Origin of the sequence: Streptomyces sp. NBC_00212 (assembly GCF_045206365.1) — a bacterium.
Lineage (GTDB): Bacteria > Actinomycetota > Actinomycetes > Streptomycetales > Streptomycetaceae > Streptomyces.
Genome location: NZ_CP108115.1, coordinates 7,308,457 through 7,325,115 on the forward strand (window position 1 = coordinate 7,308,457; position 16,659 = coordinate 7,325,115).

Sequence of the window (16,659 nt, forward strand, 5' to 3'; positions counted from 1 at the left end):
TCCCGGCTCCGGCCGGGGCGCCTTTTCCATGTCCTGACGGCCGCCCCGTTCACCTTCATTGACTCTTCCACCGGACGGTCCTACGTTTCCCGGCGCCTCGTGGCGCCTGACGGGTTGTCAACTCGGTCGTGACGCATAGTGCGTTCACAGGTCGAACGCCGGCCCGCCGCCTGCTGTGCCGCGGTCCACCACGTCGTGCCCGCACACAAAGGAGTGACGGTCCATGTCCGACACCGTTTCCCGAAGGTCAGCACTGCGTCTGCTCGGCGGCGCCGTCACCGTCGCGGCCACCGCGACCGGCACCCTCGCCGCCCCCGCCCGCGCGTTCTGGGCCACCCCGGCCTCCCGCCGGGTGGAAGCGCTGATCGCCCGCCTCACTCTGGACGAGAAGGTCGGCCTCCTGCACGGCGCGGACGATCCCAAGAGCCTCGGCCAGGCCGGCTACGTCCCCGGTGTGCCCCGGCTCGCGATCCCTCCGCTCAGACTCGCCGACGGACCGGCCGGGGTCCGCGTCACCGCCCACGCGACCGCGCTGCCGGCCCCCGTGCTGCTGGCCTCCGCCTTCGACCCCGCGCTCGCCCGCGAGTACGGCGAGGTCATCGGCCGCGAGGGCCGCGCCCTCGGCCAGGACGTCCTCCTGTCGCCCATGGTCAACCTGATCAGGACCCCGTACGCCGGACGCAACTACGAGACCTTCTCCGAGGATCCGCTGCTCGGCGCGGACCTGGTCGCCGAGGAGATCCGCGGCATCCAGAGCCAGGGCCTCATCGCCACCGTCAAGCACTTCGCCCTGAACAACCAGGAGAAGGACCGCATGTCCATCGACGTGCGGATCGCCGAACAGCCCCTGCGCGAACTCGAACTCCGCGGCTTCGAAGCGGCCGTAGCCGCCGGAGCGGGCGCCGTGATGGGCGCGTACAACAAGGTGAACGGGACCTTCGCCTGCGAGAACAAGCCAATTCTCGGCGACATCCTGCGCGACGACTGGGGCTTCGACGGCTGGGTCATGACCGACTGGTTCGCCGCCCACAGCACCGTCGCCGCCCTCACCGCCGGGCTCGACATGGAGATGCCGAGCGGCAACTACTTCGCCGACGCCCTCAAGAAGGCCGTGCTCGACGGCAGCGTCCCCGAGGCGCTCGTCGACCGTTCCCTGCGCCGCGTCCTGTCCGTCATGGACCGGTTCGGGCTCCTCGACGGGAGCGCTCCCGCCCGGCCCGGCCGCGACCCGCGGGCCGGTGCGCGCACCGCGCTCAAGGTCGCCAAGGCCGGCGCCACCCTGCTCCACAACCGGCACGCCACCCTCCCCCTCACCGGCCGCGCCGCCCGGAGCATCGCCGTGATCGGACCCACCGGAACCATCCCGTTCGTCAGCGGCGGCGGCAGCGCCCACGTCGTGCCCGACCACGCGCAGAGCCCCCTCGACGCCCTCGGGGCCCGGGCCGGCCAGGGCGCCCACGTCGGCTACGCACTCGGCGAGGACCTCTTCGGCAAGCCGCTCCCCGGCACCTCCGCGGGCGCCGACTTCGAGGGCCAGGGTGTCGCCCCGGGCGCCACCTGGACGTACGACGGCACGCTCGCCGTCGACGACGCCGACGAGTGGACCTTCTACATCCACTACTCCGGCGACCGCCCCAAAGTGCTCCTCGACGGCACCGAACTCTTCCCGCCCGCGCCCGGCCTCGGCGAGTTCTTCGCCGGCGGACTCATCGGCGCCGCACCCGACGGGCTCACCGTCCGCCGCAGCACCCTGGACCTCACCGCCGGGGCACACCGGCTCACCATCACCGCCAAGGGCCGCGACAAGGGCCAGCTCTTCCGCCTCCGCCGCACCACCGGAGCCACCCGGGCGGCCGACGTCGCCGAGGCGGTGGGCGCCGCCCGCGCGGCCGAGAGCGTCGTCCTCTTCGCGTACGAGGACGCCACCGAGGGCGCCGACCGCACCGCTCTCGCGCTGCCCGGCCACCAGAGCGAGCTGATCGAAGCGGTCGCCGCCGCCAACTCCCGCACCACGGTGGTCCTCAACACCTCGTCGTGCACCACCATGCCGTGGCTCGGCCGCGTCGGCGCCGTACTGCAGATGTACTACCCGGGGCAGGAGGGCGCGGAGGCCACCGCGGCCGTCCTGTTCGGGGACTGCGACCCCGGCGGCCGGCTCACCCAGACCTTCCCCGTCTCCGAAGACCGGCACCCGGTGGCCGGGGACCCGCACCGCTACCCCGGAGTGGACGGCACCGAGGAGTACTCCGAAGGCATCCACCTCGGCTACCGCTGGTACGACGCCGAGGACGTGGCGCCGCTCTTCCCCTTCGGGCACGGCCTGTCGTACACGAGCTTCGAGTACGCGGAACTGGGCGTGCGGCCCGACGGCGACGGGCTCGCGGTCGGCTTCACCGTCCGCAACACCGGCCGCCGTACCGGCACCACGGTCGCCCAGGTCTACCTCGGCCCCTCGCCCGACCTCCGCCTCGACCAGGCGCGCCGCGCACTGGCCGGCTACCGCCGCCTGGAACTGGAGCCCGGCCGCGAGCAGCGCGTGACCGTACGCATCTCCGCGCGCTCGCTGTCCTCGTGGGACCCGGAGCGGCACGGCTGGGTGCTCGGCACCGGAACGCGCGAGGTGAGCGTGGGCGTCTCGGCGCGCGAACAGCGGCTCGTCGGCCGTGGCCAGGTCCGTTTCCGCGCCGCGGCCGGCCGGCCCTGACCGGGTAGGCTTCCCGGCGTGCGCCAGGGGGGCGCACGCCGGGCTCCGGCCCGGTGCGAGCGGGAGGAAGCGGCGTTGCACATCCAGGAGTGGCTGGAGCACATCCCCGCCGTCAGTGTCTATCTCCTGGTGGCGCTGGTCATCGGGGTCGAAAGCCTCGGGATCCCGCTGCCCGGCGAGGTCGTCCTGATCAGCGCGGCACTGCTCGCCTCACAACAGGGCCACATCGACCCGGTCGTGCTCGGCGCCTGCGCGACGGCCGGCGCGGTGATCGGCGACTCGATCGGCTACGCCATCGGCCGCAAGGGCGGTCGGCCACTGCTCGCCTGGCTCGGCCGCAAGTTCCCCAAGCACTTCAGCGAGGGCCATGTCGCCCTGGCGGAACGGTCCTTCCAGAAGTGGGGCATGTGGGCCGTCTTCTTCGGCCGCTTCATCGCCCTGCTCCGCATTTTCGCGGGCCCGCTCGCGGGCGTACTGCACATGCCGTACTGGAAGTTCCTCATCGCCAACGTGCTCGGCGGGATCTGCTGGGCGGGCGGTACGACGGCCGTCATCTACTACCTGGGCATCGTCGCGGAGTCCTGGCTGAAGAACTTCTCCTACCTGGGTCTGGTCGCCGCGCTGCTGATCGGCGTCGTCTCGATGCTGGTGGTCAAGAACCGGGCGAAGAAGTCGATGGCTGAGGCTGAGGCGGGGCAGTCCACGGCGGAGAACGTTCCGGCCGCGGACTGAGCTCCCGCGGGTCTGTTGGTCCGGTGCGGGCCGTCCGTAGCTGGTCGAGCCCGCGCGGCGGAGCCGCACCATGTCACAGCCCCGCGCCCCTTAAGCGGGTTCGGCAGCGCCAAGTCGCGGCGCTCAGGGGGTTCTGTCCCGCAGCAGCACCCTCACCGCTCGGCCGAACACCACGCGCCCAGCCCTCGCCGTCAACCCGTCCAACGCGCGCGGGAGTCCGCGTACGCGCAGGTCCTCTCGCCAGACCACGTACGACCCCGCCCCTGCCCGGCCCACCTCGATCTCGGCCCAGCCGGTGACCGTCCGGCCGCGCTTTTCCAGGCGGCACACGCCCGGGCCGGTCCCGGTCGGCGGCTGCCAGCGGGTGATCTCCATCCGGTCGTCGAAGCCCAGGGGGCCGAGACCGGTGCGGGCCACGAGGACCGTGCCGGTGTCGGACGGCGGCGGGGTGTGCACGGTGACCCGGGTCAACGGGACGCTGTCGCCGTGCCGTTCCCAGTCGGTGAGCCGGCGCCACGTCTCGGTGGGGGCGAGCCGGGTGCGGCGGGCGATCCGGAAGAGTGCCATCGCGTGATCGTAAGCGGCCCCCCGGCCGCGCGGGCCCAGGCGCGGTCGCTTAGCGTGACACCCGGCGCGATGGCATCCGTACCGGGATCCGTACAAGGAGTGGCGCATGGCAGAGCAGGCGATGGTCGTGGCAGTGGGCGGCAAGACGCCCGAGATCGCCCCGACCGCATTCACCGCACCCACCTCCGTGGTGCTCGGCGAGGTCACCCTCGGGGCGGGCGCGAGCGTCTGGTACCACGCGGTCCTGCGGGCCGACTGCGGGCCGATCGTGATCGGCGCCGAGAGCAACATCCAGGACAACTGCACCGTGCACGTGGACCCGGGCTTCCCGGTCAGCGTCGGCGAGCGGGTCACCGTCGGGCACAACGCGGTGCTGCACGGCTGCACCGTCGAGGACGACGTCCTTGTCGGCATGGGGGCCACCGTCCTCAACGGGGCCCGGATCGGCGCCGGTTCGCTGATCGCGGCGCAGGCCCTGGTGCCGCAGGGCATGGTCGTGCCGCCCGGCTCCCTGGTCGCGGGCGTACCGGCGAAGGTGCGGCGCGAGCTGACCGACGAGGAGCGCGAGGGGATCAAGGTCAACGCCCTGATGTACCTGGGCCTGGCCGAGGACCACCGCAAGGCGCACGGCGCCTGAGCCCGCGCTGAGCGGAAGATCACAGGCGTCGGCCCTGATCGGCCGGGTCGGCGATGAGTACCGTGTGCGGGTGCCCAAGAACAGAAACACGTTCTCATCGCTGACCGCCTGGCGGCGCAGGATCGCCTCCCGCGTGGTCCACGGCGGTTGGGGCTGGATCAGGGAGGCCGGCGCGGTCACCGCCGAACACCCGGGGAAGTTGCGCTTCCGCCGGATCGGCGCCGGAACCCGTCTCGCCTTCCCGCAGGGCACCGTCTTCGGTGAGCCCTGGATCGAGCTGGGCGACCATTGCATCATCGCCGAACAGGTCACCCTCACGGCCGGGATGATGCCCGGCCTCGACCTCGGCGCGGAGCCGATACTGACCCTGGGCAACGGGGTCGTGCTCGGCCGGGGCAGCCACGTCATCGCCGATACGACGGTCACCATCGGCTCGGACACGTACTGCGGCCCGTACGTCTACATCACCTCGACGAACCACAGCTACGACGATCCGCACCAGCCCGTCGGCAAGCAGTGGCCCCGCATGGAGCCGGTGGAGATCGGGCCCGGCTGCTGGCTCGGCACGGGCGCCGTGGTGCTGCCCGGCGCCCGGCTCGGCCGCAACGTGGTCGTGGCGGCGGGCGCGGTCGTACGCGGTGAGGTGCCCGACCACGCGGTGGTGGCCGGGGCGCCCGCGCGGATCGTCCGTACCTGGGACGAGGAGAACGGCTGGCAGCCGCCGCTGCGCACGCCCGCGCCGGTGCCCATCCCGGAAGGCATCACCCCTGAACAGCTGCTTGCCATCGCGGAGTTGACCACCGAAGAGGCCTGATCAGCCGGTCGCGAGCAGCACGGTGCCGACGAGCGCCAGCCCCGCGCCCGCCGCCTGCACCATGCGCAGCCGCTCCTTGAGTACCCCGCGCGCGGCCAGCGCGGTGACCACCGGGTAGAGCGAGGCGAGCACCGCGGCGATGGTGACCGGGCCCTGCTGTGCGGCGATCGAGTACGTCCCGTTGGCGGCCACGTCGGCCAGGCCCACGAAGGCGAGCGCGGGCAGCGAGAGCCGGACCAGGCGCAACCCGCCGTCCTCGGGCAGGGCGCGGGCGCCGCGCCGCACCGAGACGAACAGGGCGCCGCCGCCGACGGCGATGTTGGTGACGCGCTGCACGAAGAGCGCGAGGAAGAGCCCGGTCACGGTCGTGGAGGCCTCGGAGATCAGCGCCATCACCGCACCGAAGCCGAAGGCCGCGAGCAGCGTGAGCAGGACGGCCTGGCGGCGCACCGCCGCGCCGCGGAACTCCGGGCCGCCTGCGAGCAGGATGCCCACCACGGCCACCGCGATCCCGGCGAACTGGAGGATGCCGGGGCGTTCGCCGAGGACGAGCCCGACGCCGACCGGCACCGCGACGCCGAGGGAGCCGAGCGGCGAGACGACGCCCATGGGGCCGAGCGCGAGAGCCTTGTAGAAGCTGAGCATGGCGACCGGGCCCACGGCGCCCGCCGCGACCGCGAACCAGAGCTGCGGGCCCGCCTCGTGCCAGCCGCCGGTCGCGACGACGACCGCACCGAGCACGACCACGGCGACCGACTGCGAGGCGACCACGACGGTCAGCGCGGGTATGCGCCGGGTGAGCAGCCCGCCGCCGAAGTCGGCCAGGCCCCACAGGAGGCTGGTGGCCAGGGCGAACAGTGCTGTCATGGGGGGCCTCGCAGTACAGTGCGGTGACACAGGGGATTCAAGGGGGTGCACTCCACCGTAGTGCAGCATATTGAACTCTGTCATCAAAAATATTGGACGGCCTCTCTGGGGCCCACCTCATGGACGGAATGTGTCGGACCTCGAACTGCTGACCCAGTCACTGGCCCGCAACGTCAAGCGCTGGCGCACCGAGCGCGGCTTCACGCTGGACGCGCTCGCGACCCGCGCCGGGGTCAGCCGCGGCATGCTCATCCAGATCGAGCAGGCCCGGACGAATCCCAGCGTGGGCACCGTGGTGAAGATCGGTGACGCGCTCGGCGTGAGCATCACCACCCTGCTCGACTACGAGAGCGGCCCCAAGGTCCGCATCGTTCTGCCCGAGCAGGTCGTCCGGCTCTGGTCCACGGAGCAGGGCAGCTACAGCGCGCTGCTCGCCGGGACCGAGGCGCCGGGCCCGTTGGAGATGTGGGAGTGGCGTCTGATGCCGGGGGACGCCAGCGCGTCGGACCCGCATCCGGCCGGCACGGTCGAGCTGATCCATGTGACGGAAGGCACGTTGACCCTCGTCGTGGACGGCGTCGACTACTCGGTCCCGGCGGGCCATTCGGCATCGTTCGAGGCCAACGCGGCGCACACGTACGGGAATCGGGGTTCCGAGCCGGTCGCGATGACGATGGCGATCTCGGTCCCGTTCGAACGCTGAGACGCTCAACCGGCTTACGGGGACGGCCTGTTGGCTTTCTGGCCGTACGCTTGTCAGGATGGCGAAACGGGGATCCCGAGCCCGAATGTGAGCCGGTGTGCGCCCTCGGGGCGCGCACCGTGATCGGTTCAACCTCGCGTTCTGGACGATTTTGGCCTTGTATCTGGTGTTCAGGGCCGAGTCGGGTGGAGGCTGACTATCGTCACTCTCGCGACCGAGGGGGCGACGAAAGCGGAGTTCATCTCGGACGAAACCACTCGTGCGGGTGGTTTTGGCGCCAACGCCGAACCTGGGCACGGGCCAACGCAGTTGTGGTCTCCCGGGGAGGCGGCAGTGGTCGGACCAGTCGCTCGTGGCGCATGAGCGCACATGGGCACGGCGTGCGGCCGAATTGCGCGACCTGCGAAAAGCCCATGCATTGTTCTATGAGCCGTGTTCTGTGCAGTGATCCAGAAGGCCTTGCTGCGAAAACGGCGCTACGATCCGAAAGGCGCTCACGTGGAAGCTCTCGTCTCGGCGGCCGAACGGCCCGGCCCCGCCCCGCACAGGCCGGCCAGCAGGCGGCTGCCGCTGGTGAAGCGGGCAGCGGCGCAGAGTGCCGGGAAGGCTCCGGCGAGCCTGACCAGGGTGATGACAGCAGGCGGGAGCGCCGGCGTTCCCGGCACCTCCGCCTTCCAGTCGGCGCTCTGACGGGCGGAACGACTCCCCCCATGGACGGGACCGACCGGCCGATTCAGCCTGCCCTGTCGCAGTTCGTGCTGAAGGTGCACAGCCGCTGCGATCTGGCCTGCGATCACTGTTATGTCTACGAACACGCGGACACGAGCTGGCGCGGGCGGCCCCGGGCCGTCTCCGAGGACATCCTGGCGCAAGTGGCGGACCGGATCGCCGAGCATGCCAGACGTCACCAACTCCCCACGGTCCACGTCGTTCTGCACGGCGGCGAGCCCCTGCTCGCCGGGCCCGACCGGATCCGGCGGGCAGCCGAGGAACTCCAGCGGGCCCTGCACTCGGTGAGCGCGCTCGATCTGCGCATGCACACCAACGGCGTGCTCCTCGACGAGAAGTTCTGTGAACTCTTCCTCGAATTCGGCATCAAGGTCGGGGTGTCCCTCGACGGCGACAAGGCCTCCAACGACCGCCACCGCCGCTACGCCGACGGCCGCAGCAGCCACGCCAAGGTCATCCGCGCGGTGGAGCTCCTCAACCGCCCGCGCTACCGGCGGCTGTTCGCCGGACTGCTCTGCACCATCGACGTGGCGAACGACCCGGTCGCCGTCTACGACGCGCTCGTCGAACTCGCGCCGCCCCGCATCGACTTCCTCCTCCCGCACGCCACTTGGGACACCCCGCCGCCCCGCCCCGGCGGCGCGGCCACGCCCTACGCCGAGTGGCTCGACGCGATCTACCGGCGCTGGGACGCGGCGGGGCGGCCCGTGCCGGTCCGCATCTTCGACTCCGTACTGCGCACCCTGCGCGGCGAGAGCAGCCTCACGGAATCGCTCGGGCTCGCCCCGGCCGACCTCGTCGTGATCGAGACCGACGGCACCTTCGAGCAGGCCGACAGCCTCAAGACGTCGTACGACGGGGCCCCGGCCACCGGCATGGACGTCTTCACGCACTCGCTCGACGACGTGCTCCAGCACCCCGGCATGCTGGCCCGCCAGCAGGGCATCGAGCAGCTCTGCGACCAGTGCCGGAGCTGCCCGGTCGTCCAGTCCTGCGGCGGCGGCCTCTACGCCCACCGCTACCGCACCGGCAACGGGTTCGACAACCCCTCCGTGTTCTGCCCCGACCTGCTGACACTGGTCACCACCATCCGAGACCGGGAGGCGGCCGTGCCCGCACCGACGCCGACGCCCTCCGAACTGCCCCTGGACCAGGGCGACTTCAAGGCTCTGGCCGCGGGCTTCGGCGGCGCGGAGACCGTCGCGCGCCTCGCGGCGGCGCAGCTGGAGATCAACCAGGAGCTGCTCGCCGCCGTCAGCGAACACATCGCGCTCTCCGACCGCGAAGGCGCCGAGGCCTGGGAGCTCCTGACCCACCTGGACGCCGAGGCGCCCGCCGAACTAGACGCCGTCCTCGCCCACCCCTACACCCGGCCGTGGGCCCTGAGCGTGCTCGAAGGCCGGGCGGCTCCCGCCGGCGGCCTCGCCGAGATCGCGGCCGCCACGGTGCTGCGGGCCCGCCTCGGCCAGAAGGTCACCGTGCCGCTGCGCGGCGGGGCCCTGCGGCTGCCCGGGCTCGGTGACGTACGGCTCGACGGCGGGGCCGGCCGCGCCGAAGTGACCGCGGGCGCCGACGGGTTCACGGTGCGGGCCGGCTCCGGGCGGCTCGACATCGGCTGGCACGAGGGCCTCGACGGGCCGACCCCGCACTGGCACCCCGTACGCCTCTTCGAGGGCGAGGGCTGGAGCGTGGCCATCGAGGACACCGACCCGCTGCGGGACTCCCACAAGTGGCCCGTCTCCGCACGGCTCGCGGCCGACGAGGTCAAGCTGTGGGCCGAGGACCTGACCGGCGCCTGGTCCCTGATCCGCCGCGAACTGCCCGCCTACGCGGACGGCGTGGCCGCGGGACTGCGTCTGATCACCCCGCTGCACGCACCGGACGGCAGCAACGTCAGCGCCGCCTGCAAGGAGGCCTGGGGTGCGATCGGGGTCGCCAGGCCCGCATCGCCGGACCAGCTCGCCCTGTTGATCGTCCACGAGTTCCAGCACGTGAAACTCGCCGCGGTCCTGGACGCCGTCGACCTGTACGACAAGGCCGACCGGAACCTGTACTACGCCCCCTGGCGCGACGATCCGCGGCCGATCGGCGGCCTGCTCCAGGGAACGTACGCCCATATCGCGGTGACCGACTTCTGGCGGGTGCGCCGCGCGACCGCCAAGGGGGCTCGTGAACGCGGCACCGCCGAGGCGCAGTTCGCCCGCTGGCGCCGGCAGACGGCGGAGGCCGTCGAGGAGCTGCTCGGCTCGGGAACCCTCACCGACCTGGGACAACGCTTCGTCGGGAGCATGGGCCACACGGTGCGCGGCTGGCTGGACGAACCCGTCTCGGGGGCCGCTCTCACCGCCGCGGCCGACTCGGCGAAGCGCCATCGGGCCGAGTGGAAGGCCCGCGTCCAAGCCTCGCGCTGAGTGAATTCCCCCTCGAATTGAGCGAATTCTCCCGCTAATTGATTGATCCACTCGCCGGGCGGCGCATGATTTCGGTCATGATCTGATCGAAACTCCGTGAGTGGATCAACCATTGGGTTTGTTCGTTCTGTTCCGCCGGAGAATCCTCCGTTCCTACACTGAGGACCCATCCACTTGGACCGGGGGAGACAGTGGTGCAATCAGTGGGGGCCGGGGGCGACGAGCAGAAGCCGTACTTCTTCCTCAGCTACGCGCACACGCCGAAGAGCGACCCCAAGGAGCGGAACCCCAACCTCTGGGTGGAGCGCTTCTTCCGGGACCTCTGCGCCCATGTGATGCAGCTGACGTCCCTGCCGGCCGGCAGCGCCGGCTTCATGGACCAGCAGATGCAGCCCGGCGAGGGATGGCAGGAACGGCTCTCGGACGCTTTGGCGTTCAGCAAGGTGTTCGTGCCGCTCTATTCGCCGCGCTATTTCCTCAGCGAACAGTGCGGCCGGGAGTGGTTCGCCTTCTCCAGCCGGGCCGCCGCCCAGAACCCCCGTAACAGCCACAACAACAGCAACCCCGTCACCGGAATCGTGCCCGCGCTGTGGGTGCCCGTGCCGACCAGACAGCTGCCGCAGCCCGCCGAGCGGCTCCAGTTCAACCACGCCACCTTCGGCGACGAGTACGCCGACGAGGGCTTCTACGGCCTCATCAAGCTCAACTACCTGCGCGACCAGTACGAACGCGCCGTCTACCAGCTCGCCAAACGCATCGTGAGCGTGGCCCAGCAGATCCGCCTGGAGCCCGGCGACCCGCACCAGGACTACGCGAAGGTGCCGCCCGCCTTCGGGCCGGCCGGCGAGCCCGCCCGTGAACTGGAGGTCTCCGTCCTGGCCTGCTCGCGATCCACCCTCCCGACCGGACGCAGCCCGGACTGCTACGGATCCGAGGCCCTCGACTGGAACCCGTACCATCCGGCCTCCTCCAGACCGCTCGCCGACCACACCGTCGACGTCGTACGCGGCCTGGACGAATACACCGTGCACCTCAGCGACTTCGAGGCCGAGCCCGAGCGGCTCCTCGACTCGGAGCCGCCCGCCGGGCCCGGTCTGCTGCTGCTCGACCGCTGGGCCCTGGACGCCCGGAGCCGCCGCGAACTGATGGCCCAGCTGTGCGCCACGCCCCGGCCCTGGATCAGCGTCCTGGTTCCGGGCAGCGAGGCCGACCCCCAAACCCGGGCGCACGACGGCGAGTTGTCGCGGCAGACCGACGACGCGCTCGCCACCCGGGGCGACGAGAGCGACGGACATCGCACACCGAGCGCCGGACTGCCCACACTGGAAGCCTTCAGCAAGGCGATCCCGGGGGCCGTGAAGTCGGCGGTCAGATACTACGAGGCCAACGCGCCGACCTATCCACCGCCCGGAAGCGGTGGGCCGATGCCCCGGGTGCTTCCGCGCGGCATCGGCTACGGCGTCAGTGGCCCCGGTGGCCGCGGTCAGAGCACGGACCAGGACAAGAACAACGGTGATAAGGCGGAGGGCTCATCAGATGACTGAGAACCGCAACGGGACCGTCGTCACGTTCTATTCGTACAAGGGCGGCACCGGACGGACCATGGCGCTGGCCAACTGCGCATGGATCCTGGCGGCCAACGGATACCGGGTGCTCGCGGTCGACTGGGACCTGGAGGCGCCGGGCCTGCACCGGTTCTTCCACCCCTTCCTCGACCTCGCCGACCTGGAGGCGACCCCGGGCCTGATCAACCTGATCACCGACTACCAGGACGAGGCCCGGCGCCCCGCCGACCGCGCCCCCGACTGGCACCGCGACTACGCCCGGGTGCGCCCGCACGCCACCTCCCTGAACTGGAACTTCCCGCAGGGCGGCAGTCTGGACTTCCTCTCGGCGGGGCGGCGCAACCGCGACTACCCGTCCATCGTGGGCAAGATGGACTGGGACGACTTCCACGAGCGGTTCGGCGGCGGCCAGTTCTTCGACGCGATGCGCGACGACATGCAGCGCCACTACGACTACACCCTGATCGACAGCCGTACGGGCCTGAGCGACATCGCCGACATCTGCACCGTCCAGATGCCCGAAGTCCTCGTCGTCTGCTTCACGTTGAGCGACCAGAGCATCGACGGCGCCTCGGCGGTGGCCCGCGACATCGAGGAGCGCTACCACGAGCGGCACATCCGCATCCTGCCCGTCCCCATGCGCATCGACGACGGCGAGAAGGAGAAGGCGGACGCCGGCCGCGCGCTCGCCCGCGAGAGCTTCCCCGGTTTCCCCAGCGGACTGAGCACCGAGGAACTCGCCAACTACTGGGGCACGGTGGAGGTTCCCTACCGCCCCTTCTACGCCTACGAAGAGATCCTGGCCACCTTCGGCGACGCGCCCAACGTCAGCAGCTCCATGCTCAGCGCCTGCGAACGGCTCACCTCCGTCCTCACCGGCGGCCTGGTGAACTCGCTGCCGCCCATCGACGAGGCCGACCGGCTCACCCATGTCGCCGCCTACACCCGGCGCAGGCCCATGCCGCCGTCCAATGTGGTCCTCACCCATGTCGCCGAGGACCAGATGTGGGCGGACTGGCTGGTGCACGTGCTGACCGTCGGCGGGTTCCACGTCGTGCCCATCGACGTACGGACACCCCGGGCGGCCACCGTGGAGGCCGAGTTCACCTCCGGCACCGGATACCGCGTCATCCCCGTCGTCTCGCAGGCCTACCTCAACACCGAGCGCGCCCGCGGCTTCTGGGAGACCGGCGCCGGCCTCGACGCGGCCGGCGGGCGGCGCCAGATACTCCCGGTGCGGGTCGGCGACGTACGGCTCGCCCCGCCGCTCAGCAGCCGCGGCCTCATCGACCTCGTACGCCTCGACGAGAACGACGCGGGGGCCGCCGTGCTGCACGCTCTCGACCGGGCCGAAGCGGTCAACGCCCTGACGGCCGGGCCGGCCGGGCCCCGCTATCCGGGCAGCGTGCCCAAGATCTGGAACGTACGGCCCCGGCACGCCTGGTTCACCGGCCGCACCTCCGTCCTGGAGAAGCTGCGCGACCAGCTGCGTGGCGACAGCCGCTCCGCTCAGCGCTTCCCGCAGGTCCTGTACGGGCTCGGCGGCGTCGGCAAGACGCAGGTGGCCCGCGAGTACGCGCACCGCTTCCGCGCCGACTACGACCTGGTGTGGTGGATCGAGTCCGAGCAGCCCGACCGGGTGGTGTCCTCGCTGGCCGAGCTGGCCGCCGAGATGGACCTCAGGGCCGGTGACGTGGTGGCCGAGGCCGCGACGGCCGCCATGCAGGCGCTGCGGCGCGGCGCGCCCTACTCCCGCTGGCTGCTGATCTTCGACAACGTGGAGGACCTCGACCGGGCGCTGAAACTCCTCCCGGAGGAGACCGAGCCGATCTCCGGCGAAACGTACGGCCACATACTCGCCACCTGCCGCAACAAGCCGGCCTCGACCAAGGTGGAGGCCATCGAGGTCGAGGTGTTCACACGCCCCGAGAGCGTCGAGCACCTGTGCCGCCGGGTCACCAAACTCCCCGCTTCGGACGCCGACCGGGTCGCCGACGCGGTCGGGGACCTGCCGCTCGCGGTCGAGGTCGCGGCCGCCTGGCTGGCCGAGACGGCGACGCCCGTCGACGCCTATGTGGAACAGCTCAAGGAGCAGAGCACCAAGGTCCTCTCACTCGGCAAGCCCGAGGACTACTCGGAGCAGATCGGCGCGACCTGGAACATCTCGATCAGTCGGCTGCGCGACGAATCCAAGGCCGCGGTACGCCTGTTGGAGCTCTGCTCGTTCTTCTCCGCCGAGCCCATCTCGATGCGGCTGATCGGCAGCGACTCGATGTTCGAGTCCCTCCTGCCGTACGACCCGGACCTGCGCGAGCGGTACATGCTGGGCAAGGTCATCCAGACCCTGAACCGGTTCGCGCTGGCCAAGGTCGACCCGGCGGACAGCAGCATCCAGGTGCACCGGCTCGTCCAGGCCGCGGTGCGGTCGGGACTGACCGAGGAGGAGGTGGACACCGCCAAGCACGAGGTCCACCGCATCCTCGCCGAGGCCCGCCCGGTCGAGGGCGTCGACCGCGACAACCCCGTCAACGACCCGAAGAGCTGGCCCAGTTTCGAGCTGATCTGGCCGCACCTGAGCGCCTCCGGCATCGCCGACTGCGACGAGGAGAAGGTCCGCCAGCTCATGGTCGACCGCATCCGCTACCTGCTCAAGCGCGGTGAGCTGGAGAGCGCCCGGGTGCTCGGCACCCAGCTCAACAAGGTCTGGACGCGCGAGCTCGGCGAGAACGACCTCCAGACCCTCAACATCCGCTTCGAGCTCGCCAACGCGCTGCGCGCCCAGGGCAAGTACCAGGAGGCCCGGGCGATGGACGAGGACACGCTCGCCCGCCAGATCAGCGTCCTGCACAAGGACCACCCGGGCGACGACCACCCCAGCATCCTCATCACCACCGGCAGCCTCGCCGCCGATCTGCGCGCGCTCGGCCGGTTCGACGAGGCCCTCACCCGCGACCTCAGGATCTACCACGGGCTGCGGCAGATCTTCGGCGAGAACCACCCGCGCACCCTGATCGCAGCCAACAACCTCGCCATCGACTACCGGCTCAGCGGCGACAGCGAGGCGGCCCGCAGGCTGGACGAGGAGACGGTGGAGCGCCGCAGCGCCTTACTGGGCGACGAGCACCCCTTCACCCTCACCACCAAGGGCCACCTCGCGCGGGACCTGCGCGAGAGCGGCGAGTACGTGGCCTCGGTACAGGTCCTGCGGGAAGTGGTGGCGGCGTTCGAACGGGTCCTGAACGCCGATGTGCCCGAGGCGCTGCGCACCGCCAAGAGCCTCGCGGTGTCCCTGCGCAAGGCGGGCCACCCGCACGAGGCGAAACGTCTGACCGAGGAAACGTACAACCGCTACCGCGGCCGGTACGGGACCAAGGCGCCGGACGCGCTTGCCTGCTGTCTCAACCTGGCCGCCGACTTCTCGGCGACCGGCGACAAGCAGGCCGCCCTCGACCTCGCCGTCCAGGCCCTTGAGGGCTACCAGAGCACGCTGGGCGAGGAGCACCCCTTCACGCTGGCCTGCCGCAACAACGTCTACATCTACCAGCGCGGGCTCGGCGCGGCCCAGGAGGCGGCGCGCGGCGGCGAGGACGTGCGGGCGGCGCTTGAGGAAGTCCTGGGCGCACGCCACCCGTTCACGCTGTGCGCGGCGATCAACCTGGCCAACGCCTACGGCGACATGGGCCGCCCCGACCTCGCCGAACGCTGGGAACGGACCGCGCTCAAGGGCCTGTTGGAGCGGTTCGGGCCCACTCACCCCGATGTGCTCGCCTGCCGCTCCAACCTGGCGATCACGCTGCGGTCGGCCGGCCGGGAGGAGGAGGCCCAGCGGCTGCGGTCCTCCATCCTGGAGCCGGCCGCGAAGCAGCTGGGCGTGGACCATCCGATCGCCGAGGCGGCGCGTGCCTGGCGCCGGATCAACCGGGACCTGGAGCCGCAGCCGGTGTGAGCGGGACGGGGAGTGCTCGGGCCACGGGCCCGGGCGCTGCCCCGGTTCGGACCGCGAAACTCACCAAGTCGCCCAGCTCAGCACCCGGGTGAGCGCCCGCAGCGCCCCGAAGTGTGCCGCCCCGCGCTCGACGATCATCTGCGCGCCGGGGATCCGCTCGGCCAGCCAGCGCGTGTGCTGCACCGGTGCGAACACGTCCTGCTCGCCGTGCCACAGCAGTACCGGCGCGTGGATGTCCTCCAGGTGGAACTGCCAGTCGGTGCTGAACGCCATCACGTCGTCGACCCAGCCGTCGGCCGAACTGCGCAGCCCTTCCTCGAAGTTGCGCTCCAGCATGGCCCGGATGCCCGCGTCGGCGACGATGCCCCGGTCCGGCTTGGGCAGCCCGGGCCGCATGTCGTTGACCGAACGGCGCGGATCGGCGCGGATCGTGATCGACCGCATCTCCAGGGAGGTCGTCAACTGCCCTTTCCCGGCAGCCGCGTTGATGTATTCGCGCACGTTGGACTCGGTCATCCCCTCGAACCAGTCGAGCCCCTGGGCGTCCCGCGGCGCGAGCCCCACCAAGGCCGCGGCCCGCGCCGTGCGGTCCGGGAGGAGCGCCGCGCAGGCCAGTGCGTGGGGCGCGCCGCCGGACCGTCCGACGACGGCGAACTCGTCGATGTCCAGAGCGTCGGCGATCGCCTCCACATCCGCCGCCGCATGCGCGACGCGGCGCCCCGGCAGCCGGTCCGAATCGCCGTATCCCGGCCGGTCGAACGTGATGAGGCGGACGCCGAGGCGGTAGAGCACCGCACTGCGAGGCGCCGGGCCGAGCCGGCTCCCCGGGGTGCCGTGCAGCAGGAACACCGGTCTGCCCTGCGGGTTCCCGTAGTTCTCGACCGCTAAGTCCCGCCCGTCCCTGGTGCGAATCAGCTCCCCCAACTGGTGCCTCCCCGTAGGTCTGGTAGGCGACAGTATGAGCGTGTGCCATTCAGTGGTACA

Annotated in this window: 12 protein-coding genes; 9 read left to right on the forward strand and 3 right to left on the reverse strand. The window is 71.3% G+C overall.

Features of this window, described 5'->3' with window-relative positions; all coding sequences use genetic code 11:
• Window positions 1-223 precede the first annotated feature (223 nt).
• Both OHA17_RS33370 and OHA17_RS33375 read left to right on the forward strand, forming a co-directional pair.
• A complete protein-coding gene (locus tag OHA17_RS33370) occupies window positions 224-2,704 on the forward strand; it encodes a beta-glucosidase (protein WP_406509574.1) in 2,481 nt (826 codons plus the stop codon).
• A gap of 75 nt (window positions 2,705-2,779) precedes the next feature.
• Window positions 2,780-3,436 (forward strand): DedA family protein, encoded by a 657-nt coding sequence (locus OHA17_RS33375; protein ID WP_406510879.1) that lies wholly within the window; start codon window positions 2,780-2,782, stop codon window positions 3,434-3,436.
• A gap of 123 nt (window positions 3,437-3,559) precedes the next feature.
• On the opposite strand, the gene OHA17_RS33380 is transcribed toward OHA17_RS33375, so the two are convergent.
• The gene (locus OHA17_RS33380; protein ID WP_406509575.1) at window positions 3,560-4,003 is read right to left on the reverse strand and encodes an SRPBCC family protein; all 444 of its coding nucleotides are present in this window, start codon (window positions 4,001-4,003) and stop codon (window positions 3,560-3,562) included.
• A 106-nt stretch (window positions 4,004-4,109) separates the two neighbouring features.
• On the opposite strand from OHA17_RS33380, the gene OHA17_RS33385 reads away from it, so the two are divergent.
• Window positions 4,110-4,640 carry a gamma carbonic anhydrase family protein gene (locus OHA17_RS33385; protein WP_406509576.1) on the forward strand — a complete coding sequence of 177 codons (531 nt, stop codon included), beginning with the start codon at window positions 4,110-4,112 and terminating at the stop codon, window positions 4,638-4,640.
• A 70-nt stretch (window positions 4,641-4,710) separates the two neighbouring features.
• Window positions 4,711-5,454: an acyltransferase gene (locus OHA17_RS33390; RefSeq protein ID WP_406509577.1), complete on the forward strand. Its 744-nt coding sequence runs from the start codon at window positions 4,711-4,713 to the stop codon at window positions 5,452-5,454.
• On the opposite strand, the gene OHA17_RS33395 is transcribed toward OHA17_RS33390, so the two are convergent.
• A complete protein-coding gene (locus OHA17_RS33395; protein ID WP_406509578.1) occupies window positions 5,455-6,321 on the reverse strand; it encodes an EamA family transporter in 867 nt (288 codons plus the stop codon). It abuts the gene before it with no gap.
• Window positions 6,322-6,451: 130 nt separating this feature from the next.
• Here OHA17_RS33395 and OHA17_RS33400 point away from each other — a divergent pair, with 130 nt between their 5' ends.
• The 5 genes from OHA17_RS33400 to fxsT all read left to right on the forward strand — a co-directional run bounded on the left by OHA17_RS33400 (window position 6,452) and on the right by fxsT (window position 15,675).
• Entirely contained in the window at window positions 6,452-7,024 is a 573-nt protein-coding gene (locus tag OHA17_RS33400; RefSeq protein WP_053724245.1) for a helix-turn-helix domain-containing protein, read from the forward strand.
• 498 nt (window positions 7,025-7,522) lie between these two features.
• Window positions 7,523-7,714, forward strand: a complete 192-nt coding sequence (locus tag OHA17_RS33405; protein ID WP_398881791.1) for a hypothetical protein — start codon at window positions 7,523-7,525, stop codon at window positions 7,712-7,714.
• Between the two features lie 20 nt (window positions 7,715-7,734).
• Window positions 7,735-10,164 (forward strand): FxsB family cyclophane-forming radical SAM/SPASM peptide maturase, encoded by a 2,430-nt coding sequence (locus OHA17_RS33410; protein ID WP_406509579.1) that lies wholly within the window; start codon window positions 7,735-7,737, stop codon window positions 10,162-10,164.
• 194 nt (window positions 10,165-10,358) lie between these two features.
• Window positions 10,359-11,708, forward strand: a complete 1,350-nt coding sequence (locus OHA17_RS33415; protein WP_406509580.1) for a TIR-like protein FxsC — start codon at window positions 10,359-10,361, stop codon at window positions 11,706-11,708.
• Window positions 11,701-15,675, forward strand: coding sequence for an FxSxx-COOH system tetratricopeptide repeat protein (gene fxsT / locus OHA17_RS33420; RefSeq protein ID WP_406509581.1), 3,975 nt, complete (start codon window positions 11,701-11,703; stop codon window positions 15,673-15,675). Before OHA17_RS33415 ends, fxsT begins: the two co-directional genes overlap by 8 nt.
• A gap of 60 nt (window positions 15,676-15,735) precedes the next feature.
• Here fxsT and OHA17_RS33425 read toward each other — a convergent pair whose 3' ends face one another.
• The gene (locus tag OHA17_RS33425) at window positions 15,736-16,599 is read right to left on the reverse strand and encodes an alpha/beta fold hydrolase (protein ID WP_406509582.1); all 864 of its coding nucleotides are present in this window, start codon (window positions 16,597-16,599) and stop codon (window positions 15,736-15,738) included.
• Window positions 16,600-16,659: the final 60 nt, after the last annotated feature.

Excerpts from the sequence above, each read along its gene's own strand:
- OHA17_RS33370 (WP_406509574.1), top strand. The coding sequence starts at position 224 with ATGTCCGACACCGTTTCCCGAAGGTCAGCACTGCGTCTGCTCGGCGGC.
- OHA17_RS33380 (WP_406509575.1), bottom strand. The coding sequence starts at position 4,003 with ATGGCACTCTTCCGGATCGCCCGCCGCACCCGGCTCGCCCCCACCGAG.
- OHA17_RS33385 (WP_406509576.1), top strand. The coding sequence starts at position 4,110 with ATGGCAGAGCAGGCGATGGTCGTGGCAGTGGGCGGCAAGACGCCCGAG.
- OHA17_RS33395 (WP_406509578.1), bottom strand. The coding sequence starts at position 6,321 with ATGACAGCACTGTTCGCCCTGGCCACCAGCCTCCTGTGGGGCCTGGCC.
- OHA17_RS33410 (WP_406509579.1), top strand. The coding sequence starts at position 7,735 with ATGGACGGGACCGACCGGCCGATTCAGCCTGCCCTGTCGCAGTTCGTG.
- fxsT (WP_406509581.1), top strand. The coding sequence starts at position 11,701 with ATGACTGAGAACCGCAACGGGACCGTCGTCACGTTCTATTCGTACAAG.